The sequence below is a fragment of the Marinobacter sp. L-46 genome (genome assembly GCF_056859535.1).
The window spans coordinates 39,520-62,384 of record NZ_JBSXOP010000090.1 but is presented as its reverse complement, the minus strand read 5'-3'; the positions used below and the strand labels follow the sequence as shown (position 1 = coordinate 62,384).

General features: G+C 60.9%; 26 protein-coding genes. 1 reads left to right on the top strand and 25 read right to left on the bottom strand.

The window, feature by feature from the left end; translation table 11 throughout:
• Positions 1–127 precede the first annotated feature (127 nt).
• The gene (locus AC13DJ_RS16630; RefSeq protein ID WP_482933826.1) at positions 128–1,186 is read left to right on the top strand and encodes a CaiB/BaiF CoA transferase family protein; all 1,059 of its coding nucleotides are present in this window, start codon (positions 128–130) and stop codon (positions 1,184–1,186) included.
• A 72-nt stretch (positions 1,187–1,258) separates the two neighbouring features.
• Here the strand turns inward: AC13DJ_RS16630 and AC13DJ_RS16625 are convergent, their stop codons facing one another.
• The 25 genes from AC13DJ_RS16625 to AC13DJ_RS16505 all read right to left on the bottom strand — a co-directional run bounded on the left by AC13DJ_RS16625 (position 1,259) and on the right by AC13DJ_RS16505 (position 22,863).
• Positions 1,259–1,531, bottom strand: a complete 273-nt coding sequence (locus tag AC13DJ_RS16625) for a hypothetical protein (RefSeq protein WP_482933825.1) — start codon at positions 1,529–1,531, stop codon at positions 1,259–1,261.
• Between the two features lie 208 nt (positions 1,532–1,739).
• Complete coding sequence (locus AC13DJ_RS16620; protein ID WP_482933824.1) at positions 1,740–2,168, bottom strand: hypothetical protein; 429 nt, start codon at positions 2,166–2,168, stop codon at positions 1,740–1,742.
• A 9-nt stretch (positions 2,169–2,177) separates the two neighbouring features.
• Complete coding sequence (locus AC13DJ_RS16615; RefSeq protein ID WP_482933823.1) at positions 2,178–2,492, bottom strand: hypothetical protein; 315 nt, start codon at positions 2,490–2,492, stop codon at positions 2,178–2,180.
• A complete protein-coding gene (locus tag AC13DJ_RS16610; protein WP_482933822.1) occupies positions 2,407–3,840 on the bottom strand; it encodes a reverse transcriptase/maturase family protein in 1,434 nt (477 codons plus the stop codon). Before AC13DJ_RS16610 ends, AC13DJ_RS16615 begins: the two co-directional genes overlap by 86 nt.
• Complete coding sequence (gene avd / locus AC13DJ_RS16605) at positions 3,841–4,224, bottom strand: diversity-generating retroelement protein Avd (RefSeq protein ID WP_482933821.1); 384 nt, start codon at positions 4,222–4,224, stop codon at positions 3,841–3,843.
• Positions 4,225–4,282: 58 nt separating this feature from the next.
• Complete coding sequence (locus AC13DJ_RS16600) at positions 4,283–5,863, bottom strand: SUMF1/EgtB/PvdO family nonheme iron enzyme (protein ID WP_482933820.1); 1,581 nt, start codon at positions 5,861–5,863, stop codon at positions 4,283–4,285.
• Positions 5,860–7,806, bottom strand: a complete 1,947-nt coding sequence (locus AC13DJ_RS16595) for a hypothetical protein (RefSeq protein ID WP_482933819.1) — start codon at positions 7,804–7,806, stop codon at positions 5,860–5,862. The genes AC13DJ_RS16600 and AC13DJ_RS16595 overlap by 4 nt, the downstream gene beginning before the upstream one ends.
• Entirely contained in the window at positions 7,803–11,411 is a 3,609-nt protein-coding gene (locus AC13DJ_RS16590) for a hypothetical protein (RefSeq protein ID WP_482933818.1), read from the bottom strand. Before AC13DJ_RS16590 ends, AC13DJ_RS16595 begins: the two co-directional genes overlap by 4 nt.
• Positions 11,412–11,413: 2 nt before the next feature.
• Positions 11,414–11,740 carry a DUF1799 domain-containing protein gene (locus AC13DJ_RS16585; protein ID WP_474540614.1) on the bottom strand — a complete coding sequence of 109 codons (327 nt, stop codon included), beginning with the start codon at positions 11,738–11,740 and terminating at the stop codon, positions 11,414–11,416.
• 20 nt (positions 11,741–11,760) lie between these two features.
• Positions 11,761–12,084: a hypothetical protein gene (locus AC13DJ_RS16580; protein ID WP_482933817.1), complete on the bottom strand. Its 324-nt coding sequence runs from the start codon at positions 12,082–12,084 to the stop codon at positions 11,761–11,763.
• Positions 12,085–12,097: 13 nt separating this feature from the next.
• Positions 12,098–13,033 (bottom strand): phage tail tube protein, encoded by a 936-nt coding sequence (locus tag AC13DJ_RS16575; RefSeq protein ID WP_482933816.1) that lies wholly within the window; start codon positions 13,031–13,033, stop codon positions 12,098–12,100.
• A 3-nt stretch (positions 13,034–13,036) separates the two neighbouring features.
• Complete coding sequence (locus AC13DJ_RS16570) at positions 13,037–13,171, bottom strand: hypothetical protein (RefSeq protein ID WP_482933815.1); 135 nt, start codon at positions 13,169–13,171, stop codon at positions 13,037–13,039.
• Positions 13,168–13,635 (bottom strand): phage tail terminator protein, encoded by a 468-nt coding sequence (locus AC13DJ_RS16565; protein WP_482933814.1) that lies wholly within the window; start codon positions 13,633–13,635, stop codon positions 13,168–13,170. Before AC13DJ_RS16565 ends, AC13DJ_RS16570 begins: the two co-directional genes overlap by 4 nt.
• Positions 13,635–14,057: a gp436 family protein gene (locus tag AC13DJ_RS16560; protein ID WP_482933813.1), complete on the bottom strand. Its 423-nt coding sequence runs from the start codon at positions 14,055–14,057 to the stop codon at positions 13,635–13,637. Before AC13DJ_RS16560 ends, AC13DJ_RS16565 begins: the two co-directional genes overlap by 1 nt.
• Positions 14,054–14,299: a hypothetical protein gene (locus AC13DJ_RS16555; RefSeq protein WP_482933812.1), complete on the bottom strand. Its 246-nt coding sequence runs from the start codon at positions 14,297–14,299 to the stop codon at positions 14,054–14,056. The genes AC13DJ_RS16560 and AC13DJ_RS16555 overlap by 4 nt, the downstream gene beginning before the upstream one ends.
• 11 nt (positions 14,300–14,310) lie before the next feature.
• On the bottom strand, positions 14,311–15,222 hold the full coding sequence (locus AC13DJ_RS16550) for a Mu-like prophage major head subunit gpT family protein (protein WP_482933811.1): 912 nt from the start codon (positions 15,220–15,222) through the stop codon (positions 14,311–14,313).
• On the bottom strand, positions 15,219–16,247 hold the full coding sequence (locus AC13DJ_RS16545) for a phage protease (RefSeq protein ID WP_482933810.1): 1,029 nt from the start codon (positions 16,245–16,247) through the stop codon (positions 15,219–15,221). Before AC13DJ_RS16545 ends, AC13DJ_RS16550 begins: the two co-directional genes overlap by 4 nt.
• Positions 16,248–16,487: 240 nt before the next feature.
• Positions 16,488–16,973, bottom strand: coding sequence for a phage virion morphogenesis protein (locus AC13DJ_RS16540; RefSeq protein WP_482933809.1), 486 nt, complete (start codon positions 16,971–16,973; stop codon positions 16,488–16,490).
• Between the two features lie 2 nt (positions 16,974–16,975).
• Positions 16,976–18,304, bottom strand: a complete 1,329-nt coding sequence (locus tag AC13DJ_RS16535; RefSeq protein ID WP_482933808.1) for a phage head morphogenesis protein — start codon at positions 18,302–18,304, stop codon at positions 16,976–16,978.
• Positions 18,288–19,859: a DUF935 domain-containing protein gene (locus AC13DJ_RS16530; RefSeq protein WP_482933807.1), complete on the bottom strand. Its 1,572-nt coding sequence runs from the start codon at positions 19,857–19,859 to the stop codon at positions 18,288–18,290. The genes AC13DJ_RS16535 and AC13DJ_RS16530 overlap by 17 nt, the downstream gene beginning before the upstream one ends.
• Complete coding sequence (locus AC13DJ_RS16525) at positions 19,853–21,406, bottom strand: hypothetical protein (RefSeq protein WP_482933806.1); 1,554 nt, start codon at positions 21,404–21,406, stop codon at positions 19,853–19,855. The genes AC13DJ_RS16530 and AC13DJ_RS16525 overlap by 7 nt, the downstream gene beginning before the upstream one ends.
• Entirely contained in the window at positions 21,406–21,954 is a 549-nt protein-coding gene (locus tag AC13DJ_RS16520; protein WP_482933805.1) for a DUF3486 family protein, read from the bottom strand. The genes AC13DJ_RS16525 and AC13DJ_RS16520 overlap by 1 nt, the downstream gene beginning before the upstream one ends.
• Positions 21,955–21,956: 2 nt before the next feature.
• Positions 21,957–22,256, bottom strand: a complete 300-nt coding sequence (locus AC13DJ_RS16515; protein WP_474540627.1) for a VpaChn25_0724 family phage protein — start codon at positions 22,254–22,256, stop codon at positions 21,957–21,959.
• A complete protein-coding gene (locus tag AC13DJ_RS16510) occupies positions 22,253–22,639 on the bottom strand; it encodes a hypothetical protein (RefSeq protein ID WP_482933804.1) in 387 nt (128 codons plus the stop codon). The genes AC13DJ_RS16515 and AC13DJ_RS16510 overlap by 4 nt, the downstream gene beginning before the upstream one ends.
• Positions 22,639–22,863: a TraR/DksA C4-type zinc finger protein gene (locus AC13DJ_RS16505; RefSeq protein WP_474540629.1), complete on the bottom strand. Its 225-nt coding sequence runs from the start codon at positions 22,861–22,863 to the stop codon at positions 22,639–22,641. Before AC13DJ_RS16505 ends, AC13DJ_RS16510 begins: the two co-directional genes overlap by 1 nt.
• Between the last annotated feature and the right edge of the window lie 2 nt (positions 22,864–22,865).

Here is a 22,865-nt window from a genome sequence, read left to right as displayed (position 1 = left end):
TGATTTGCCGGCCATTGGAAGAAACTGCCAATCGGAATGAAGTAACCGGCAGTTGGCCCCGCCGGCAAAACACGGCAGCATGATGCACAGTAACCCTATACCCATAACAACGAGAAGGAGCACCTCCATGCCCTGCCCACTGAGTACCCTGAAAGTCCTGGATTTCAGCACCCTGCTGCCCGGCCCCTACGCCACCATGATGCTGGCTGACATGGGCGCCGAAGTGCTGAGGGTAGAAGCCCCCGACCGGGTAGACCTGGCCAAGGTAATGCCGCCCTTTGATGGCAAGTTCAGCACCACGTTTTCTTACCTGAGCCGTGGCAAGCAAACCCTGGAGCTCAACCTGAAGCAGCCGGAAAGCGTGGAGAAGATCAAGGAACTGGTGAAGGACTACGACATCGTGGTGGAGCAATTCCGTCCTGGCGTAATGGACCGCCTTGGGGTGGGTTATGAAACCCTGAAAGCCATCAATCCGAAGCTCATCTACTGCGCCATCACCGGCTATGGCCAGACCGGCCCCTACAAAGACCGCGCCGGCCACGACATCAACTACCTGGCCATCTCCGGCGTTGCCAGCCACTGCGGCCGCGCCGACAGCGGCCCGCCCCCCATGGGTATCCAGATTGCCGATGTTGCCGGGGGCTCCCATCACGCCGTGATGGGTATCCTCGCCGCCGTGATCCAGCGCCAGCAAACCGGGCAGGGCGCTTTCATCGACATCAGCATGACCGACGCTGCCTTCGCCCTCAACGCCATGGCCGGCGCCGCCGCACTGGCTGGCGGTGTGGAGCAGAAACCCGAGGGCGGCATGCTCAATGGCGGTACTTTCTACGACTACTACCAGACCAGCGATGGCCGCTGGTTGTCTGTTGGTAGCCTGGAACCGCAGTTCTCGGCACGGCTGTGCGACACGCTGGGCATCAGCGAAATGAAGAGCTTTGCCTTGAGCCAGAACCCGGAGCATCAGCAAAGGCTGAAAGCGGCGATTAAAGAGAAGATTGCCGGGAAAACGTTTGCCGAGTGGCGGGAGGTTTTTGCAGAGGTGGATGCCTGTGTGGAGCCGGTGTTGACGATTGAGGAGGCTGCAGAGCATCCGCAGATTGTGGCGCGGGGGATGGTGGTTGAGAAAGACAGGGGGGATGGTTTGGGGCAGAGGCAGTTGGGGTGCCCGATACAGAAATTCTGAGTTTTTGATCGATGAAAACAAGAAACCCCGGATCAAGACCCGGGGTTTCTTGTTATTGCTTTAGTTTCAGAATTACGGAGCGGCTGTACCAAGTAGCGTCAGCGTCTCTATCACGATCTGCGCAAAGGCCGGATCAAGCGGTGACACCGGGCCGGAGTGGGTACCCACATTGATTGTGGTCACCGGGGTGCCGGTCAGTGCCAGAGGCTGGGAACCTGCTAGTGGTGCGTTGAAGCTGTTGACCGTGAGGCTTACGCTGCCGTCCGGCGAGGTGAGGGTGCCCGTGAGTGGCGCACCACCCCAGATGGCATCCGCCGAGTTCGGGATGACCGCATCATCGAGCACCTCAACCAGAGCCAGATCCAGTGGGGTTGTCAGGTTCGCAATGTTGTCAGCAAAGTTGATGGGATCTGCTGTGTCTGTAGCGCCGCGACGGACTTGGCACCGTGAGGCGTCATGTTTGGCACAGTGTAGAGCGTTAGATTTACGGCTTAAAGCGGGGATTCGCCACCCCAAAACCCGAACTCTAACGGGCAAGGGTGGCGGCGTTAGATTAGGGCAAGGCTACCCAGAGATCGCGAGGCGTTACACGGTTCGACGGGAGCCTGTCTGGCAGCATGCCACCGCACACCATCAAGGCCTCATAGACCAGCTCGCTGCAGAACCACGCTTCATGACTTTGCCAGCTGCCACGGAACGGAAAGGCCAGAATTGCCTTCCAGTCGTAGGGTTTGCCAAGCTGCATGCTGAGAAACTTGTACAAAGTAAGGGGCTCAGCCACCTCCACCTCAACGCTTGCAACACGATGCCAAGACTTTGCGAACTGGCTATAGGGCCTGCGAATGACTCCGCCCCAGGAAACGGCCTCGTAAACCGCATCCCCAACCTGAATCGCCACGTGATTCCACTTGCTCATCAAGAACAGGCGCAGGATGCGCCCGCCCAAATCTTCACTCTTACAGAAATGAACGATTACCTTCACGGCCGCCTCCTACTTAATCTTTGCAGCAGCAATGAACAGCTCATCCAGCTGCTCAGGCGTCAGATCCAGCTGAGCGCCGACGTAATCAACGAACGCAGACCTGCGAATGAACCCGGCTTCCTGCCAGGCAATCTTCAGCTGCGGATCATCGCTGGCCGCCACAATCGCTTCGCACTGATCCAGCAGACCAGCATCCAACAACGCCGCTTTCGCTTGATACCGTGTTACCTGCATGCGCTCACGCCGCTTTCTTAGTGCCCACTCTTCGTGGGTTTCTACTACTGTTTCTTCTTCCAGCATCGGGTCCTGGTTCTCGGTATCCATCAGCGGATCTCCTAAAGGTGGTTTTGTTGAGCATGCTGGCAATCGCCTGGACGGCGTTGCCGTGCCGGGCGTGATTCACCCAGCTGTGAAGGTTCTGGCGGATGTCGGCCAGATCTATCTCGCCGCCCGCGTAAGCGGCTTGCCATTGTTTGAGCTGACGCCCGAAACGTCTCAGGCTCGCCCTACGGAGCCGGCGGGCATTCGGCCAAAGGTGGTAGCCGAGGAAGTCCAGACCGCGACCGCCGCTATGAGATACCGGGAAAACGCTGGTTTTGTGATTGGTGCTCAGGTCGAGGTTGTCGGCCAGCCAGCGCTCAGCGTCAATTCTCAGCGCCTGCAGGTGGCGCTTGTCGGGATGAATGACCACGAAGTCATCCATGTATCGAATGTACCAATGCTCGCGCTTTCGGCACTTCATCCACTGGTCGAACGCGTCCATGTAGATGTTGGCGAACAGTTGGCTGGTCAGGTTGCCGATTGGCAAGCCTTTGCCTGGCGTTTCAGGCTCGCTGTAGCTTCGGACGATATTCTCAATAACGGCCATCAGACGGCGATCTGCCAGGCGCTTGCGCAGCAGCTGCAGCAGGATGTCATGGTCGATGCTGGCAAAGTACTTGCTGATATCAGCCTTAAGAACATAAACCCGGCCATGCTTCCGGAGGCACTCCTTCAGCATTTCCTGCGCCTTGTTGGCGCCCGCGTGGGTGCCCTTGCCAACCCGGCAGGCGTAGCTGTGCCCGACGAACCTGGCCTCCCAGATCGGCTCTATCGCGCTCACGATGGCGTGCTGAACCACACGATCGCGGAAGAGCTTCAGGGCAGTAATCTTCCGGCGCTTTGGCTCGGTGACATAAAAGCTGCGATACGGGCCGCACTGGTACTGGCCCCAGATCAGGTCGTTCTGCAGCTGAATGAGATTACCTTCCAGGTCTTTCTCGAAGTGCCGGCAGGGCCAGCTTTTCCGCTTACCCTTCCGGGCGCTGATATACCCCTGATACAGGGCGTCGAAGGTGATTATCTGTTCGAATATTCCGTTGAATGTCTTGGCCATTCTCGTTCCTTGTAAGGCGAGTACTGCAGGCCTCTCCGTGCTGGATACTACGCGCAGCACTCTAACTATTTTTCGGCTCCTGCCGTGGATCTGGCGTCCTTTCAGCTGGGCACTGGAAGCACGGCCGTAGCCGGGCAACTTCTGGCCACTCACGAGCTGAGAGCGGGGGCGAAACCCGATATTGTTGTTCGCATTCGTGCGCTCGTTGTTGAGGTTCAGCGCCGCAAGGCCGGCATTGCCGCCATTGTTGCGATTGCCGCCCCGGATCGGGAGCCACTTAACGCCAGAGCCTTCCATTTATCGTCCTTGTCCTTTCGAGGCAGCCTGACGCTTGGCCGCCTCCTGTTTCATCCACTGCATCCATCTACCCAGGTAGCGGCCGATCTGGTCGTTGTGGCGTGACCAGACCTCATACTGCCGAAACGGCAGGAAGCCGAGATCCTTGCTCAGGCGCACCAGTGATCGGAGCAGATCCAACTCGGAGTCCAGATCCTGCATGGTGGTCTTTTTGTAGTAACGGCGGTTACACACAATGACCAGGCGCAGAATCCGGTACATGCACTGGCGGATCTCCGCCGACAGCACATGCTTCTCGGACTTCGGGAACTGCCGCAGGGCGGCGTACCCGTAGTGGATCATCTCCTCCACTTTTAGCCTGATTTGCAGATCTTCCTGGTTCATGGGCCTCTCGTTCCTAACGCCCTGCTACCGCAGGGCAAACAGATTGCAGGGTTACGGATTACGGATTGCGAAAGCGGGGGCGAAACCCGATAGTGCTGCTCGCAGACGTGCGCTCGTTGTTGAGGTACAGCGCCGCAAGGCCGGCATTGCCGCCATTGCCGCGAGAGCCGCCCCGGATCGGGAGCCGTTCGCCTGTCAGATTCGTGTAGAGGTAGCCCAAGGGGTCATCCACACCTTTGGGCACGATCAGGGCGCGCTTGAGCGCTTCGCTGGCTCCCGTAGAATCCATTGCCGACCAAGTGCCATTGCCGGGGATGTCGAACAGCGAATCGGTGTACAGCGACTCATCCACGATGCCGTTATCCGGACTGAACAGCACCCGGCCAGCCACCATCTTCATGCCGACGAGCCACTCCCAGACGTTGCCCACCATATCCGCGATGCCCGCCATGGTCTGATCGTGACGCCACTGCACCGGGCCGGAGCCGGTGAGCGTATTGCCGACTCCAGCGCTCTCGCCGGGCGTGCCGTTGTCCTGCCGGGTGCCGGTCTCCCAGCGATTATCGTGGTGGCGGCCATAGTTGGTGTTTCCGCGAGGCTGGACGCCGTTGGCCATGCACCAGAGCGCGATCGCAGCCCAGTCCCAGATTGTGGCGCTATCAAAGCCTGGACCGCAGGCTTGGCAGTATGCTCTCTGCTGGTCGTAATTAACGCTAACAGTGGGAGGCAGCCCCGGCTGGCTGACCCCTTCACCGTTTATCACAGCCCCCTGATAAGCGCCTACCCAGATCTCGGCATCCTCTACACCGTTAAATAGAAAGGCCTCATGCACACCTGTGCCAAGCTCGCCGCCGGGGGCGATGTCCTCACACAAAAACTTGCCTTGACGGACGAAGTAGCTGGGCTGGCCTTTGGCGGTGTAGAAGACGGTCATTCGGCCACCGCTGGACGCTTCGACGGACCGGCGCAGGCCATCGAGCATGGCCGGGGCCTTGCTCAAGGTGTTGCCGATGTTGTCCCAGTCGGCGTTAGAGCTGCTCGGTTCGGAGGCGGTGATATCGGCGATATCCGCCGTGAGCTGCCAGTACTGATCGTTGTGCAGCACGGTTGTTGGCACGGTGGCCGCACCGGTCTGGGCAGACCAGAGACCGATGAAGTTGGCTGCCGCCTGGGCTGCGTTTCTGGCGGTTACGGCATCATCCCGGGCCAGCTCAGCAGCCACCACAACGCCGTCACTGGCGGAGGTGCGCTTCAGGGCGGCGGATCCCGCCTCGTTCTTGAACAGGTCCAGGTAGCCGGTGTTTTCGGTTGAAGGGACTGTGAAGTACTCGCCCTCGCCAGTGGCCGCCAAGCCGTCACCGACATTGTCGTAAGTTCGGGCCGCGCCTTCTGCTGCCCGAACCGCTTCTGCTGCTGCGGTCTTTGACTCGGCCGCCTGAGAAGCTGAACCGGAAGCGGCCTGGGCGGAGTCGCTCGCCTCGCCAGCCTTCGCGTTAACAAACACCGCAACCGCATTGGCCCCTTCCCGAAAGGGAATAAAATCAGCCACAAAATCATCAGCTTTTTTGGTGTAGGTGATGCCGTCATCCAGCTTGCTGGGCGGCTCGGACATTTCTGGGATCTGAGGTACTTCGCTCATTGCGCTAAACTCTCCGCTTGGATTGAACACTCTGAATAAATCGGCCCCTTCCGCACCAGGCTGAAACTTCGGTAGAAGCCGTACAGGAAGGTTTCCGGGGCCGACTCATCGCCGATAAACACGAACTTTCTGCCGCGCAACCGGGTTAGGATCTGGCGAACGCCGAGGATTCGGGCGCTGCGAATGCTGACTGGGTAGCGAACCCGATTGCTGTACTGCCCCTCAATCAGCCGCACCACGCCAAATTCGTCACGATCTTTGCGGCTGAAGTCGAGGATCCCGGTGTCAGCACCGAACTCCAGGTCGCCCAGGTCTCGCACCCGGCCAGCCACAAGCTCGCCAACCCGGGCGGTGCCGCCCAGCCCCTGCACAGTGATTCGAATAGTGGCGCCACGATACGGAGGCAACGCCGTCTGCACAGCATCGGTCTGCCAGGCGGGCTCGTCGTTGAAATAGGAGTACCAACCGTGCACCCCAGACACATCAATGAGGGAGATCTCACCGGTACTGAAAACCGGCTCGCCGGCGTCATCCAGCAGCTCAATCTGGTAACTGGCAGCCGTTAGATTGAACAGGCCGATGCCGTCCACCAGCTCGGACGGAGCAACCAGGATCTCCAAGTAGTCCGGAGCCTCGGTGTACGTTCCGATTGTTTCGTCGATCATTCGAAGGCGATTAATGGCGCCCAGGTCCAGCCAGGTCGGCGACTCCAACACAACGCCATCCTCGGGTCGGTCGCTGTTTGGCAACAAAACCTCGTACAGCCGCTGGTTGCGCGTGTAAATACTCCCCGGATACACCTGAGGGTTAGCCGACTCAACTGCCGAAAAATTTGCCTTTGATAGCAAGCCAAACCCATTGCTGACCGTTCGGGTGACATAGTGATCGGCAGACTCAGAGTCCAGGTCAATGGGCGTTGCAGGGTTTAGCGGCCCATCATTTGAATAGTCCGAGAGGTCAAACGTGGTGTGCAGCTCCACTCCAGAGCGCGCTCTAACGTACAGCTTCCCGCTATTAAGAACGATAATCGGGTCAGTGGCATAGCGAGATATCGTGGAAAATAGTGGGCGGTCTGACTGCACCGCCATCGATGACGCGGAGTATACCCGGCACTCAGCGCCCGTCGTGGCAATGATCTCCGAGCGCAGTTCGTTGAACACCAACAGGCTTTCGTTGCCGTCTGATACCACGGCAGAAACAGCCCCGGTACCGGCGGCAATTTTCAGCATGAAGTGCTCATTGCCCAAATAAGTCTGGGAGGAGGTGCCGGACACGTAAACGTAGCCGCCATCCGCTGACCAACATAGATCTCTGTAAGAATCATTTGCTGCCGGCTTAATGCTCACATCGCTACGGAAGTTAAACGGCGTCTGCTGGCTCTCAACGGCTGTCCAGGTGGATGTGTTGACCACATACACGTGAGCCCGCACACCGCCGTTCTCGGTGTTGCCCAGATCTTCCTTGAACGCCCAGAACGCGAACTTTGTCGAGTCTGGAGACCATGCCATCCCGCGGCGCACATCGGAGTCGCTGACACGGCCAGAGTTTGCGGTGTGGCTCCTTGAGTAAACCTTCAGGCCTGTGGCGAGCGAGTAGATGTTCATCGAATACCGCGTCGACCAGCCCGCAAAACTCGCCTCAACCAGAGCCAGATAATTGCCATTCGGGCTCACCAGCACCGAGGACAGCACACCCCCCATGCCATCAAGCTCCAGCGGCTCAGTCACCTGAGTGTCGGTGTTGTAAACCTTGATTGGGTCTTGGACGGCACTAGGGGTGTAGTCGATCGCATAAACCTTATTGCCTACTGCCGTCGTCATGATCTTGCTGCGCCCCTGATACAGGTCCACCCCCACTGGCTCCCACGGGATCGCCACATCATCCGGAGCATTGCTTGACACAACGCCCTCGCCATCCAGCCTCAGCGGTTCAATGATCTTCATTGTTCACGCACCCCAATCCCATAAACTTCGATGTACTCCAGAATCTCGGCGGTTTTTGCCGCATGCCTGCTGAGAGTTCGCTGGCTTTCTGCAAGCTCTGATCGAAGCAACTGGATCTCTCGCCGCACCTCGCCACCATCGGCCGGCGCAGACACACCGGAAACCCGCACAGCCGGAACGGACGAAGCAGCCACCGTTGGTGAGGCGCTACCACTTAACGTGCGCTCAATCTGCGTCAGCTCAGACACAATCGCCTGAGTGCCGGACTCAACCGCATCAAGCTGCCGATCCAGGCTGTCCAGCATTCGCTCTTCAACCGCCACCTGCTCATCTGTGATCGCCTGCAGATCTGTCAGCACGGCACCGGTGGCAGCCACGTCTCGTATGTAGTCCGCCATGGACCCGTAATCCCGAGCGCTAATGCTGGTAGCGGCGCTCAAGGCATCAGTGAATGTATCGTCGTAACTCACCGAGCCAGAGCGGGCCATGCCACGCAACAGATCAAGGGCACGCCCGCGCTCCGCCTGCTGGAATGCGGCAGAGGCAGGCAGCATGCCGCCCAGCGCATTGGCTATGGCACCGGAGGCCTGCTCAGCCTCTCGCAGCGCCGCCTGCACCTCGCTGCGCTGTTGGCCCAGCAACTCCCGCTGAGCGCCAGTCGCTTCCGCCTGAGAATCTTCCAGGTAGGTGTAGTACTCGTCTGCCGAGTCGCGCAGCTTCAGAAGTGTGGCGATATTTTTGGCACCGGCTTCCGTCGCGCCATTTTGTGCGCGCAGCAGCTCGTAATACCCTTCGCGGGTGGCTGGCATGGTCAGATTGGCCTGCCCAAGCGCGCGGCTGAGGTCTAACTGAGCTAGCTCGAACTGCCTGGCGTCGGAGGCGAAGGTGTCGATGAACCCCTCCATCGAGGCAATGAACTGCTCAACGCCGCCGGCGGCGTCCATCAGCCGTTCGGACGCTCTCACCAGCTCCTCACCGGTCAGGTCCGTGAACTGCACGCCCAGGCGGCTGACGGCCTCTTGTGTCACCAGCGTCTGGTTTGCAACCCGCGCCAGAGTTTCGCCCAGGCCCTCGCCAGCGCGCTGAAAATCCTCCAGGAACGGAATGGCGGCACCGGCCAGGTCATCGAATACCGTGCTGAAATAGGCCTCCAGCTCGGCCTGCTGTTCTGCGGCACTGAGATCTTCCAGGCTGATCCGCTGAGTCCGAACGGTGAAGTTTGCCAGGCGCCGGTTGGCATCAATGCCCAGGGCGCCGGCGCTCTGTTCTACAGCGTTGTAGATGGACTCGAACGCCAGCGAAAACTGATTTGTGGCAATGTTCTGGAAGCGGTCAAAACGCTTATCGCTGCTGAACCAGCCGCCATCCTCTTTAATAGTGGCGTAGGCCTGTACCAGCGTTCGGTTCACCAGATCGTTGATGTTGCCGCCAATGATCCGGATGCCTTCATCCACCACCTTCTGGTCACCACCAAACACCGAGCTGCCGATATCGGACAACAGGCCAAACGTTATGTCATCGAGAAATTCAGCCGCGTCAGTTAGAGCCCCGCCCAAAACCCCATCAATAGCCTCAAATGCCGGGGCGAGAATGTCGCCGAAAACCCCGGCGCTCCCAAACGTCACAGCCGAAGCCAGGCCGGCGGCGGATTGCTGCCCGCGGGTTAATTTCCCGGGGGCCGAAAACTCTATACCGGCCCGCTGCCGCGCAACCATATCAACCGCGCCACCAATGCCCAGCTGTAGGGTTTGTAGGGCCTGAAGCATGCCCTGGTTGATGCCTACCAGCTGGCCGATACCGCTCTCCGAGCCTTCCACGGCACGGCGAATGCTCTCTGATTTTGCGTTGATATCACCGAGTACGGTGCCGGTGCCCTGGCGCGCCTGGCGGTCTTCGGTTGGGTCCCAGTCGTCGCCGGAGAGCCAGTCGGAAATCTTGTTTACAGCAAGTCCTGCAATGCCGCCGGCAACCGCCCCGGCAATGGGGCCAAAAATCCCAGCCGCGGCTTGGCCAGCCATCTGCTCAGTCAGGGCATCCGTAACCATGCCTCCGATCGCTCCAGCTAGCGCCCCACCAATGCTGGCACCGATTCCATCCCAGTCGCCGGAGGTGATAGCGCTCTGCAAACTGCTGGCTACACGCTGGCCCGCAGCAGACATTTGCTTTTCCACTTTCTCAGCGAAATCTGCGCCGCCTTCATCGCCGGCGTCGGCCATGCCTTCCACCAGGTTGGCAATCAGAGTGTCACGATAGGACTCTGAGATATCTCCGTTTGCCGCCGCCTCGATTAGGAGCTGCTGCTTTTCGTAAACAGACTCAAACTCAGCGCCAAGAGGGTCCAGCTCGTTCACCAGGGCCATGACGGACTGCTGATATTCGCGCTGCGCGCGAGTAAGCTCCCGCTGCGCCTCCTCCTCTTTCTTGGTGGCGATCGCCGCCTGCTCGTGCTGGTAGATTTGGTCGTAGTAGGTATTGATCAGCCCGATCTTTTCTGCGCCAGCCTTTGCGTCCCGCGCAGCGGCAATGTCCACCTGGCGGTTGTACTCAATCATCTCCAGGGTGCTCTTGCCCTGGGTTTCGGCTTGTACGCGAAGCTTTCCGATCAGCTCATCAACGGCTTCAACGGCATCGCCGCCTGCGGCTCCCGCCAGATCCGAAAGCGTATCCCTTAGGAACTGGGCTCGCTCTTCTGCAGTGCGGGCAGAATCAAAGAACTCTCCAATGCTGCCAACCAGATTCTGCAGCGGATCACTCTCGCGCCCCAAAGTAGTGGAGATTTCCGCCACGGTTTGTTCGAGAACGCGGAAGTTTTCGATAACCGGGTTTGCATCTAACGTTCTCAGGGCAAGGAAGATCCGGCGTGCAGCCTCGACACCTTCATCGCCCGCAAGCCCAAGCGAGTCACGGAGATCAATGACCGCGCCACCAACTGCCCGCCCAAACGGCGCACCCTCGAAGAAGTCCGATAGGTCTGAAAAGCCAACAGTGTCGGCAATATCATCAAAAGAGTCTCGAATGGCGCGGGCTGACTGGCGGGATGCCTCCTCGGCTGCCGCCATCGCGGATACGATGCGCGCACGAGCGGCCACCTCGCTTTCCCTGGCAAGATCTCTGATCTCTCGGGTAAGCGTGGGTATGCCATCGTTATCCTCGATGGTTTCATCCAGGGACTTCATGGCTGCATCAAGGGCCTTGGTGGCATCCTCGCCCTCGCCCATAGAAGCAACTAGCGATCCACCAATAACGCTGCCGATGGCGAGCACAGCACCAAGTAACGCGCCACCGGGCCCCAGAATTCCGAGCAGCTGAGAGCCTTGCTGACCTAGCGCGACAAACGCGCTGGTGCCAGAGCCGACTTGTACAAAGAAGTCCTGAAACTGATAGCCAGCCTGCTGAAGCGAGCCCTTCTGAAGGCGGAACATCCGGTTGGCTTCTTGCCCGGCCGTGGTCAGGCCCGCCATCTGGCGAGTGTTGGCCTGGGCGGCAGTGGCGGTACCTGTCAGAGAACCCTGAAGGCCACGGACTTCCCGGGCGGTCTCCCGCACAGTGCCGCTTACACCTTTGTTGTTTGCCTTGATGGCAAGCGTCAGGTTCATCTGTTCCATGGTCAGTCCTGTTGCTCCCGGAACGCTTCCAGAGCGCCGCTTTCAATCGTCTGGAGCTGGCTGAACGTTCTGGCCGGATCGTCCAGGTCGCTCATTCGGATCACCACATCCACGGCGGTGTAATCCAGCCCCGTTCTTACGCCTGCCATCCCTGCATATCGCCACTGGGTTGCACACTTGAGAAAAGTCAAAACTGCATCCCAGTTTTCCGGCAGGACCAGGAACTCCCGATCCCCATCCCGGTGCAGCGATTCGGTGTCCACTCCCTGGATACCGAAGGCCTGCAAATCCGACTCAAGGCCGCCAGGATCTGCCTGACGACCTTGCACCCAGAACCGGCCTGCCGCCCTCAGGTTCTCGGTCGGTTCTTTTTTGTGATGGACTCCTGGTATGCGTTAACCAGGGCTGTACTCACGGAGGGGTCTGCCTTAAGCGCAGCCAGAAGTTCGTCACCCTGCAACGGCTTGCCGTCAGCCCCTGAAACCTCCACGCCATCCACGCCAACCAGCACAATGTCCAGCAGGCGCTTGTTTTCGTTCTCGGGGTGCTTCAGATCAGTGGCTGACGCCACCTTAAACTCGGCGGTGAACTGGCCGGTAACCTCCTTGTCACCGTCGAAGATCACCACGGAAACCGGGTACCGAAATGTGCGACTGGGGTTGAGCTTGAACATAAGGGAGGGCTCCTTACTTAACAGTGATCACCAGCTCATCGTTGCCGGTGTCGGGGTTGATGGTGAGCGGCAGAGACAGCATCTGTACGCCGTTCTTGTCCTGCTCGGTCGGGCTGCCAATGCCAACTGCCGGAGCGGAGATCTCAATGATATTTCCCGCCACCTTGCCGTGGGTCACGCTGAGCGCTCCGCGGGCAGATGTCTTGGCCTTTTCGTACAGGTCGATCACCGCCAGGGCCGGCTCTTCTACCACGGCGGTGCCAGTCGGCTGCCGGTCCGTGATCTGCATGGACGTTTCCCGGCCCACCAGCTGGTGCTTCACCGTCTCCACGCCGATGTCAAAGCTCAACTGGTCAAAGCTCAGGTTCGAGCCAAACAGGCTCAGCGCGGTTGTGTTCGCGTTGGTGACGGGAGCTGGCATGATCCAGCCGCTGGTGTCCGCCTGCGGGATCTGGGCGTTACTGATCGGCCCCAGGATCCCCATGAAGTTGAATGTGAAGTAGGGGATGTTGTTGGTAGACATGCTGAAGCTCACTGTGCCCCGGCCGCCCACAAACTTGTGCAGCACTCCGTCCCGGTGAATCCAGCAGGTGATGGACTCCTCGCCGCCGGTAATCGGGTTGTACGATACCGAGACGCCCACCTCTTCCGTCTCAGCAAAGCCGCAAGCGCGCAGTAAAGGCCCCCACTTGGGTGCGGTGCTGGCAGAGCCGGATCCGGCCAGCTCAACTTCCAGCTGCAGCTCCACATGCTTTTCGCCGGCAACCTCTTCGGAGTTACCAAAGTGGCCTCGAATCAGGTTGCGCTGGATGTTCTCGCCAGCCAGCGGCGTCACCTGCACGGTGCGCGCCAGGATAGCGTTAGCCGATTCGGTCGGCGCTGCATCAGTGCCGTATGTGGTCTCTACGCTTGCCAGCACCACGCGCCGGCGCATCTTGAATCCAGACATGCGTTACTCCTTCTTCCCGGAGGTCTTCTTGATTCCGTCGTCCCGGGTCTCCGGCTCGGCGGTCTTGGGTTTGGGCGCGCCACCTTTGGCCCGCTGGTACTGCCCGCCGCGTTGCGGCAACTTCACACGTTTACTCATGGCGTCCACCAATACTCCGTTCGAAATGCATCTACCCAGTACATGGCGTTGTCGCTCATAGACAGCAGCTGGCCGCCATGCCAGGCCACCTCTGTGTCATAACTCAGCACCGGAAGCGTGAAATAGTCGTACCAGCTGCGGCTGGGCGTTGATGTGCCGAACGGCGGCGGCATCCAGTCCACCAGGCGCTGCAGAACCGGCCTGCGCACTCCTGAAAGCTGATCAACCATGGGGCCGCCCAGGGGCTGGTTGCCCCGGCTAACCCCGGTAACCACCAGCACCTCAACCACAATCTTGTGCCTGGAGCCCTGCGTCATCGGCACAACGGTGACCGCCTCACGGCCAGGAACCACCACCACAGAGGGCAGCGTCCTGGATTTTCTGGCCGCATCAACGTCGGCCGCCAGTGACGCCTGCACTTCAGCGGTCGAAATCCTTTCAGCCCAGGCGGTCAAGTCCAGCATCAGATAAACCCTTTGCTGTCTGCGCGATCCCACACGCGGCCGCCAGACTGGATTTCAGCGCCATCGTTAGAAGTGGGCTCGTCGCCAGCATCACTAACGCCCAGGGAAACCCGCCCCATAGACACCTGGCGCAGCAACTCAACCGCCGCCTTATAGCGCGTCTCCACCACCTCCGGGATGTGATCGTCGTGCAGGTGGTACCGAGCCATATCGGAGCACACCCGAACCAGAACGGTCGGGGTGCTTGTAAGTGGCAACTGGTACCGCGCAGCGAGATAACCATCTATCTCGGCGGTTGCGTCAGCCAGGGCGCGATCAAGCACGACGGCATCGATCGCTCCGGCATTACTCCGATCGGTGAGCTGAACCATCTCCCGCTCACTGAACCGGCTGATCATGTCGGCCTGGCTGGCGTAACTCATGCGCGCTTCACCCTGATATGCGGGTCAGCTTCCAGCAGGGCAGCAGTTTCCTCAGAGACCGCAACGGTTTGCGGCTCCTGGGTAACCACCACGCCTGCGCGGATCCGGCGCTCCAGCCGCGTATACACCTCCAGCGTTACCTCGCCGGAGGAGGTGCCATCCTTGGCAGGCCCCCGCTCCTTGCTCTTGTCGTCAGGCTGCTTGGCGGCAGACTGGTCGGTTTGCTTTTTCGGAGTGGCCATCAATTACCTCCTCAGCTCAGCCAGGGTGTTACCAGCAGCTCCGCAGAGTTCTGGTACACGTTGGTTGCGCCGTTGGCGTCGCGCTCGGCCTTCAGCACCTCAAAGCCGGCCTGCTCAAGTGTGGGCGGCACCACCAGCAGGGTCGGGCGCACGCCCATCGGGCGGCCGCCATCAGCCTTGAAGTTCATCATGGCGGTGCGCGCTTTGGCGTAGTTCTCCTTGGTGAGCGGCTGCTGGCTCTTGTACGCCATCTGCCAGAAACCAAAGCCAACGTTGGAGCGGGCCCGCACGCCGTAGCGATATTCATCGGCGGTGAACACATGCTCGTCGTCGTTCTTGGTCATCTGCTGCAGATCCGCCGGGATGCGCTCCTGGTAGATCAGCGGCTTGATGGCGCGACTGACATCCAGCAGGTACCAGGCAGTACCAGGATCAGTTGCCGGAATATCCTGGTTGGCCACCAGGGTAGCCGCGCCAGTGCCATCCACTTCGGGGTAAACCGGGTGCTCGTTGTCGAAGAAGTTCTGGCCGTCGTAGCACAAAGTGCTGCCGCCAGAGGCCAGCAGGGCAAATACCAGCTCATCGGGGTGGATATTGGCTGCGCGGCCCATTTCCTGGAACAGCATGGCGTAGGCGCCAATGTTGTCGTCTTCGATGTCGGTGCGCGCAACACCCACCGTGGACTCAAACAGCTTGTTGGTGATCTCGTAGCCGTGAGCCTTCATGTCTTTGATGACACGATCGCCCACCCACTCACGGAAAGTCGGGAACTGGCCCAGCCAGCCGTAGGTGTTGCCCTTGGACGAACTGGTCACCCGGCTGGCCACCATGTTCCACTTGGGGTCTGCCATGGTTTGACCAGCCTGGTACTCTTTCTTGAAGCTGGTCATCAATGCGGTAAGCAGTGACGGAGTAATGATCATGCCTTGGTCTCCTCAACCTTGACGCCCTTGGCTTTGAGGAACTCCTCTGGCGTCTGATTCATGTGGCGGCACACGGCCAGCTCTTCTTCGGTCAGCTGGTTGTCGCCCTGGGGCGGCTGCTTGCCGTTGGTTTGCTGGCCTCGCAGTGCCTCAATGGGCTGGGCGCTACCCAGGAAACCGCGCAGTGCTGCAATGTCCTTTTTGCCCAGGTCTCGGGCCCAGCTCTCCAGCGAGGGCATCAGGCGGCCATCCTCCAGGCCATCACTGACCAGCTTGTCCACTTCGCCAGTAGTCAGCTGGGTAGACAGCGCTGTCACGCGGTCATGCAGGTCATCGAACGCAGCTTTGGGCACATACTTCTGCGGGTCTGGCTTGCCCGCCTGAGCGCGAAGCGCGGCCATGTCTTCATCGGTCTTTGCGGCTTTGTCCATCAGTGCCTGAACAGCCGCTCGAACCTGCTCAGGGGTGGCGTCTTCGCCCAGCCCGAGCAATTCCAGCAGTTCTTTATCCACGGGTTTGGTCTCCTCGTGTGGTTGGTGCAGGTAACGGGCAGCCGCCACATCGGCGATCCCATCAATGGCCGGGTTATTGGTCACCGCCGCCATAAGCAGCTCGGTAACCACACCGGAATTCGGGTCAAACTTGAAAACAGGGGAAAGGTAGCGGTACTCATCGCCAGTAATCAGCGCGGCGGCCCGCTCAGTCCAGCGCACATCCACGGCGTACAAGCCGTCGCCTTCGCGCCACTCCAGCGTGGTGAACCAGGCAGCGGCCGGAGCCGGGTTGCCGGAGGTCTCGGCGTAGAGGGTCTGGTGCTCGTAATCGATCACGAACGGGGTCTGGCGCTCGGTGGCCAGGGCCACCAGCCGGCGCGCGGCGTCAGCGTCCAGGCGCCAGCCTGCCACTCCCTCGGGGCGGCCGTCCCGGGCACGGAAAACGCCAGCCGGGAACAGCTGGATCTCCGATCCGGGCTTCCGGAGCCGGGTGGTGCAGGCAGCGATGTGAGTGCGGGGTGATGTTTTCATGGGGCCAGTTTGGGAGCTGGCGCGCATGGCAGGAACGCGAATGGATTCGGGCAGTGATCCGGAGGTGGGCGCGGGAGGAAAATTGCACCTGGCGACGGGGAGAATACCCCTACGGGGTGGAGCGGCTCAAGTATTGCGCGTTAGACACGCGTTAGAATCGCCGCCAGCATGCCTATCTGGTTTTACGTGCCCCGTTGGTGCTAATAAGGGTCAGAATCGATTAGAGGCGATCTGAGGCGGTCACTCAAAAGCGCCGGCAAGATGCTCGGCAGCGATCTGCAGTATATCGCGTTCATCCTCCGGCCCGATACCCAGAAACGGGCGGGCGGGGATATCGCCCCAGGGGATGGGGCCGCCACGGCTGGTGGTGCCGAACTCGCCCTGCTTGGCGCCGAAGTGGTGAGTGGGCCCGTAGACCACATTGGTGCCGATCTGGGCGAAGTCCCGGCCGTAGTCGGTATCGATGGAACTGCGCAGGCGGCCGCTGTCCTGCAGTAGGTCACCGCCCTGGCGGTACGGCCGCAGGGCCAGCGTGACCTCCGAGAGTGGATCCCAGGCCACGCCGGTGGCCGGGTCGGATTCGGTGGCGAAGGCGCGGGCGGTAGCCTCTTCCAGCACCCCGGCGATCCGCTTCATCGCCGGGGCCGGATCCTCCACGCGATTGACCAGGCGATTCAGCGCCTGGAGCACCTCATCACTGTTGTGGGTGATCTCGATACGGCTCATGACTACAGCAGCCCCTCCAGCGTTCCTTCCAGCAGTTCGTACCGGGCGCGATCCGCAAGCTCGGTAATGCGCACAACAACCGGCTGCAGGTTCGATGCCAGCGGCGCAGCAGAGGTGCTCGCCAGCGGGTAAGGGGCCCGGATAACGCTCACGGTGCTCTGTTGTGCCGCGCCAGCCACATACACCAGGGCATGATCAGCCGAATCCCACAGGACCGCCTGAGGGCGGTGCAGCAGCTGCGGGATGGCCCGCCAGAACTCCAGGGCGGTGATGCCGCCCTGAACCTGGGCGCGGCGGAGAATCTCGCCCTCGGAGAGCGCCATAAGCCGGCCCGGAGCGCTACCGGTAAGGCGAAGCACTGCATCTGCCAGGGCGTCCGGCAGCAGGCCGGCGGCGGCCCGGCCCTGGCCGGTGGTTTCGCCAGCAGCCACCTGGTCCACCCACCGGGCGAAGCTGTCGTTGCGCAAGTCGCTACTGTTGAGGTCCCGGATCACCTGGGTGCGTACCTCCGAGTTACTGATCTGGCCGAGCTTCTCGGCAATGCTTGCGTCCGTGCCGAATGCGCTGGCGCCGGGGTTGTGGCCCCAGCCCAGATCCGGGCTCATGGTGCGGCCATCCGGCAGGGTGACCACCGGGTGATTCACGGTCATCACCTCGCCGGTCTGCATGTTGGTGCCAGTCTCCCGCGTGACCATCTGAATGTAGTCCGCGCCGCTTTCGACCGTTAGACCCTCCCGCTGCAGGTTGCGCTCGGACAGATTTCTAACGCTGCAGCGACAGCCCCAGCCGTTGGGCGGGTAGATGAACTGCCAGATGGGATCATCCCACCGGAACACCTTGCCGTGCAGCGCGGCGTGGCTTGGGCGAGTGCGCGAGTCCAGGATTGCCTGGTACATCCAGTACGGGCGATCGTCCACCAGCGCCAGCTGCCGGCGGTACCGGCCGGCCATGTACGCCGTGGAGGTGTTGGCCCGGAAGATAGTCTTCAGCCGGTGCACACTCCCCAGCTGAACTTCCCGCTCATTGCCCTGGGCGTCTATCCAGGTCTCTTTCCCCCACCAGCCCTTTTTCTTCAGGGCCGGCGCCAGGCGGTTGACGAACTCGCGTTCGGTTATCCCTTCGGAGATCGCCGCATCGGTGGCCTCGCGGATATCTTCCAGGATATCCATGCGCATGGCCTTGGCCACGGTGAAGGCCTTGGCGTGAGCGGCTCCGTCCATCTCCTGCCACTGGTCAGTAATTCGAAAGCCCTTGGCACGAAAGAACGCCACAGCGTCCTTCGGCTCCATGCTGAACGCGGCCAGCAGGTCTGCCTTATTCTTCTTCGGCATCGATGCTACCCCACAGCTCTACGGCAAACATGGCGCGCCTCAGGCGCTCCTCCAGCCCAGAGGTATCCATATCCGGGTAAAGCTCGGCCAGCATGCCCAGCAGCACGTCCGGCCCTTGCTCGGCAGCCTCCATGATCGGCGCAAGCACTGGCACCATCTCATCATTCAGATCGCCAGAATCCAGTGCGTCCAGCGCTTCGTCTACCGCCTGCAAATCCGGGGCGTCATCCAGCGGGTCACGCGCCTGCGCCCGCAATGCGGCAGTGGCCTGTGCGGCCACCGGTGCTGGCGTCGCAGCCAGCCGGGGCGTAAAGTCCAGCACTTCCTCATCTGCCTCCGGCTGGGGAATGCCCAGTTTTTCGTAGGCCCAGCGGGCCGGGATTCTCAAGGCCCGCCCCAGTTTGGGCAGGGCGTCTGCATACAGCTTGATGTCTTCTGGCTGCTCAGTCTCAAACACAAACGACGGCAGTCGTCGCATGGGTGTGTTGAGTCGCGTGAGCGGATCCACCAGGTGCTGGGTGATGGAGCGCGCAATCTGGCGGGCATCACTAACCAGGATGTCGTGGCGCACCTCGTTGTGTACCTGCCCCAGAGCATAGGCTCCACCGCCACTTTCGCTGGTCTGGCTGGTGAGAGTACCGCCCAGAATAGCCTTGCTCATGCTGGCCTCTGCCCAGCGCATCATAGCCATAAAGGGCTCGGAGCTGCCTTTGGCCGCCTCCTGGAACTCAATCTCCATGCCCTGAGGGATGATGCCGGCCGCGGCATGGCCGATGTTAACCACCGCCTTCATCAGGGTGGATTTCTCGGTGTCGCTGGCGCCGGCCGGATACTTGCCCAGCCGAAGAGGCAGGCCGTGAATCTCCAGGAACTCAGCCAGATCCCTGGCGGAGTAGTTGCGGAACAGGTACGGCCAGGCGAGGATGCGGGCCAGGCCGCCCCGCGTCAGGTAGCCAGATTTTGCTTTGTGCACGTGCACCAGCCAGCCCCACTGGCGCAGCTGCTCGCCACGGCCGTCGAGCGTTCGCAGCACCAGCGTGTCTCTGTCGTTCTGGGGCGTCATAAACCAGTCTGGCTGCCGGTAGTCGGCAGATTTCAGGCGCCACTGGCCCTCAGTGCGCTCCCAGTTGTACTCCAGGCAGGCATAGCCGTAGAGGATGGCGGCAGATGCGTCATACACGATCTCCTCCCAGTCCAGGGCCCGCACAATGCGCTCAATGCGGCTGGTCCACTCCTTCTCCTGGCGCGTGGCCTCTTCCGGAGGCCGGAGGTGCCAGTTCAGCCCCAGCAAAGCGCGCCGGCGCTTGCTCAGTTCCGAGAACAGATGGGCGTCTTTCTCCTCCATGTCTTCAGCCAGGCGCGCCTGGTCTTCCAGCCGGCCGCGTTCGCCATCTTCCAAAATGCGGGACAGTTTGGCCGGGGTCAGGCCGCGGCTTGGGTGGTCTGCAAACTCGCGGTACAGATAGCCAACACTGGCAGTTTGCGGCTCCACCGTTGGGCCGTTGCGGGTTTTTCGGGGCATGGGCTCCCCGCGGTGGTCAAGTATCTCTACCATGCGCCTGTCTCCTGAATGGGCAAGTCATCGTCGTCGCCCCAGCTGTTCTCTACGGCATCCCAGCGGCTTTTGGGGCTGGGCGCTGCGGTGTACTCAATATCGACCGGATCCTGCCGGCTGGCCGCGTAGGCCAGCGCCAGGGCAATGGCAAAATCCCCATGGCGCCCATCCTTGCGAGAATTGTTTGGCACTTTCGCCACGCCGTTGATGGTCTGCACGGCGCGCAAGTCGTCTACCAGGTAACTGTCTGCCGGCATCTCCAGCATTCCGTCTTCAAAGGCAGCCTTCAGGGGCGGCATGTTCTCCCGGTACCAGCCTTCAGACAGCATCACCTCCTGCACCCGGTGGCCGCCGTATGCCTGGGCAGTCACTTCTGCCAGGTAGGCGCCGTTACCGGTCGCATCCATTGCGCCGCCCTGCAGGCGGGGCACTCTGTCCAGGATGTAGTGCAGAATCTGTCGCTGCTGCTCAAACGGCACGTTGGCCAGCTCCACCACAAAGGGCGTTCGGCGCACCAGGTCCTGGCCGATCAGCAACGGCACAATCACCGTGAGGTCCATCCGGCGGGCAAAGTCTTCGCCAAAGGCCAGCCAGAGATCCGGCGGCAGGTTCATCAGTAGCGGTTTCAGGTGCTCTTCGCACCAATCCCGGATTTCGGCCTCACGCATGGCCGTTGGCCACTGCTTGAATGCGTCGTCCAGCTTCAGGCGCAGCACTGGGATGTCTTTGCGGGTTCTGTCCTCCACCAAGGCCCTGGGCAGCCAGTTGCCAGAGCCCTCGGCAGGTATGGCGTCCAGCTCTTCGTCTGCGGCTGCGCCGTAGAAGTCGTAAACCTCTGCCACCCATGCATCCTCGGCGGCTTTGGTCCAGGGCTTGCCCAGCCGCATACACACCCGTTCATACAAGCCCTGGGCTACGGCCTCCTTGAACGTGATCCGCTGCACCGAGCCCTTACGCCGGCCGGCGCGGATGTCGTTGATCAGCAGATTGAAGGGGTTCTTGTCGCCATTGTGGGTGCTGATCACGCGGACCTTGCCGCCCCAGATCAGCAGCGCCAGTGCGGCCTTCAGCAGTTCGCCGAGCTGGTCGTGGAACGCGGCCTCATCGATGACCACCACGCCCTGCTTACCCCGAAGGTTTGCGGGGCGACTGGACAGAGCCACAATCCGGTGGCCGCTGTCGGGAAACCGGATGGTGAAGGTCTTGATGTGCTTATCGTCGCTGTCGTCTTCCCACAGGCCCTCTTCCACGGCACTGGCCGCGTGGTTAAAGACTCTGGCCCACAGGGCGCAGGCCTCCACGTATTCAATGGCCATGTCCTGGTTGTAGCCGATGTAATACACGTTCTGGCCGCCGGCGCCCTTGGCCGCCGCTGCGATCAGCACATCGTCGGCAGACTCGGCCCAGGTGAGGCCCGTTCGCCGGCTCTTTTCGCTGACTTTCAGTTGGCTGTCGTCAGCAATCCAAGCCTGCTGATAAGGCAACAACACCGGCGGCGGAGCGTCGGCGTTGGCGGCTGGAACGTTAGAAAGCGGGTTATTTGGCACTACGCAATCCCCAGTAATTCCCGGCGCAAATCGTTGACCACCTCGGCAGACAGGCCGCCTCGCTTGGCGACTTCTGCCGCTTTCTCGGCGGCCTCACGGGCCACTTCCTTGCGGACCTCCCGCGCCCACTTCTTCTGGTTGATGGTCATCCGGCCCAGATCAGCGAGGGCATGGCTAACGGTGGCCATATGCTTGGCGGCCTTCTCCGGCTCGTGCTCAGCCTTGCTGAGCGCCAGGGTGATCTGCATCAGCTGGTTTTGAACCATCTGGGAGGTGGCGCCCATCAGCGCTCCTTTTGAGTCTTCGTCAGACTCTGCCCAGGCCTTGGCCATCTCGGTGCTTTTGCGCACCGCACTCATGGCTTCGTCGAACTCTTCCTGCAGGGCGCTGCCGTAGCGGTGCACGGCGGAGCGCGAGAGCTTAAAGCCGTTCTCGGCCAGCCACTCGGTCAAGGCTTCGTAGCCCTGAAAACCGCTGGTAACCAGCCGTTCGTTCAGCTCGTCTCGCAGTTCCTGGGGCAAGTCGTACACCTTTGAGCGCGGCGGCATGCTTATACCTCCGGCCGGGGCGCAGCAACACCGGGCTGCCTGGCGCGGCCTTCCGCCACGTCATTGCCTCGGGTGGTGAGGGTGATCAGCCAGCCGGCCCGGGGCTGCTGGCACATAACCAGTCCTTGCTCTTCAAGCCAGGACAAGTCGCTGTGCAGCAGATCCTTACTGACGTGATGGCCGTAGTTGCCGGCCAGTTCGTCGTTCAGGCTGTACTCGTTGGCGGTGAACATGTTGCGCCGGGAGAGGATCCGTAAGATCCCGAGCCGGCGGCCTTCGGTCTGGAAGTCCTGGTAATTCACTGGCCCTGGCCTCCTTTGTTGTTGAGCAGGTACGTGTTAACCATCGATAACTGGTGAGAGAGGCCGCGCATCTGGCCGCCCACTGAAGATAAATCCTCCGCCACGTCGTTCAGGCGGTCGTAAACCTTGGATAGGTCGGCGTGGGTTGGCGCATTATCCATGCGACTCTCGAACACATCCTGCCGGCGCTCCGCCCGAGAGATTCGCTCTTCCAGGCGATCCTGCGAGTCTTCCAGGTCCGTGCGAACTTTGTTGATGGCGCTGGCGTTGGCCTTGGATTTACTCGTGAGGTGTTGGTATACCCCCAGCGCCACCAGGCCGCCCAGCTGGGCAATGTCCAGGGCCAGCTTGGCGTAGGAGGCATCAAACTGCGAAAGATCCATCAACGGTGCCTCCGGTCGTGGTCGTTCTGACAGTCTACGCAACGCACTGCCCGAGGGTTGGCGCTCAGCCTGGCCATGGCTATCTCGTCGCAGCAATCAAGGCAGAACCGCCGGCCGCTCATCTCCATTGGCGGCTCAAGGTGGCACTGCATGGCCTGCTCAATGCCTGCTTGGGTCAGGCGTTCGGTGAGGGCTTGCGCCTGCTCAAACTGCCTTTCATCCATGG

Excerpts from the sequence above, each read along its gene's own strand:
- AC13DJ_RS16630 (WP_482933826.1), top strand. The coding sequence starts at position 128 with ATGCCCTGCCCACTGAGTACCCTGAAAGTCCTGGATTTCAGCACCCTG.
- AC13DJ_RS16615 (WP_482933823.1), bottom strand. The coding sequence starts at position 2,492 with ATGGATACCGAGAACCAGGACCCGATGCTGGAAGAAGAAACAGTAGTA.
- AC13DJ_RS16610 (WP_482933822.1), bottom strand. The coding sequence starts at position 3,840 with ATGGAAGGCTCTGGCGTTAAGTGGCTCCCGATCCGGGGCGGCAATCGC.
- avd (WP_482933821.1), bottom strand. The coding sequence starts at position 4,224 with ATGAACCAGGAAGATCTGCAAATCAGGCTAAAAGTGGAGGAGATGATC.
- AC13DJ_RS16600 (WP_482933820.1), bottom strand. The coding sequence starts at position 5,863 with ATGAGCGAAGTACCTCAGATCCCAGAAATGTCCGAGCCGCCCAGCAAG.
- AC13DJ_RS16595 (WP_482933819.1), bottom strand. The coding sequence starts at position 7,806 with ATGAAGATCATTGAACCGCTGAGGCTGGATGGCGAGGGCGTTGTGTCA.
- AC13DJ_RS16590 (WP_482933818.1), bottom strand. The coding sequence starts at position 11,411 with ATGGAACAGATGAACCTGACGCTTGCCATCAAGGCAAACAACAAAGGT.
- AC13DJ_RS16580 (WP_482933817.1), bottom strand. The coding sequence starts at position 12,084 with ATGTTCAAGCTCAACCCCAGTCGCACATTTCGGTACCCGGTTTCCGTG.
- AC13DJ_RS16575 (WP_482933816.1), bottom strand. The coding sequence starts at position 13,033 with ATGTCTGGATTCAAGATGCGCCGGCGCGTGGTGCTGGCAAGCGTAGAG.
- AC13DJ_RS16570 (WP_482933815.1), bottom strand. The coding sequence starts at position 13,171 with ATGAGTAAACGTGTGAAGTTGCCGCAACGCGGCGGGCAGTACCAGCGG.
- AC13DJ_RS16565 (WP_482933814.1), bottom strand. The coding sequence starts at position 13,635 with ATGCTGGACTTGACCGCCTGGGCTGAAAGGATTTCGACCGCTGAAGTG.
- AC13DJ_RS16560 (WP_482933813.1), bottom strand. The coding sequence starts at position 14,057 with ATGAGTTACGCCAGCCAGGCCGACATGATCAGCCGGTTCAGTGAGCGG.
- AC13DJ_RS16555 (WP_482933812.1), bottom strand. The coding sequence starts at position 14,299 with ATGGCCACTCCGAAAAAGCAAACCGACCAGTCTGCCGCCAAGCAGCCT.
- AC13DJ_RS16550 (WP_482933811.1), bottom strand. The coding sequence starts at position 15,222 with ATGATCATTACTCCGTCACTGCTTACCGCATTGATGACCAGCTTCAAG.
- AC13DJ_RS16545 (WP_482933810.1), bottom strand. The coding sequence starts at position 16,247 with ATGAAAACATCACCCCGCACTCACATCGCTGCCTGCACCACCCGGCTC.
- AC13DJ_RS16540 (WP_482933809.1), bottom strand. The coding sequence starts at position 16,973 with ATGAGCCGTATCGAGATCACCCACAACAGTGATGAGGTGCTCCAGGCG.
- AC13DJ_RS16535 (WP_482933808.1), bottom strand. The coding sequence starts at position 18,304 with ATGCCGAAGAAGAATAAGGCAGACCTGCTGGCCGCGTTCAGCATGGAG.
- AC13DJ_RS16530 (WP_482933807.1), bottom strand. The coding sequence starts at position 19,859 with ATGGTAGAGATACTTGACCACCGCGGGGAGCCCATGCCCCGAAAAACC.
- AC13DJ_RS16520 (WP_482933805.1), bottom strand. The coding sequence starts at position 21,954 with ATGCCGCCGCGCTCAAAGGTGTACGACTTGCCCCAGGAACTGCGAGAC.
- AC13DJ_RS16510 (WP_482933804.1), bottom strand. The coding sequence starts at position 22,639 with ATGGATCTTTCGCAGTTTGATGCCTCCTACGCCAAGCTGGCCCTGGAC.
- AC13DJ_RS16505 (WP_474540629.1), bottom strand. The coding sequence starts at position 22,863 with ATGGATGAAAGGCAGTTTGAGCAGGCGCAAGCCCTCACCGAACGCCTG.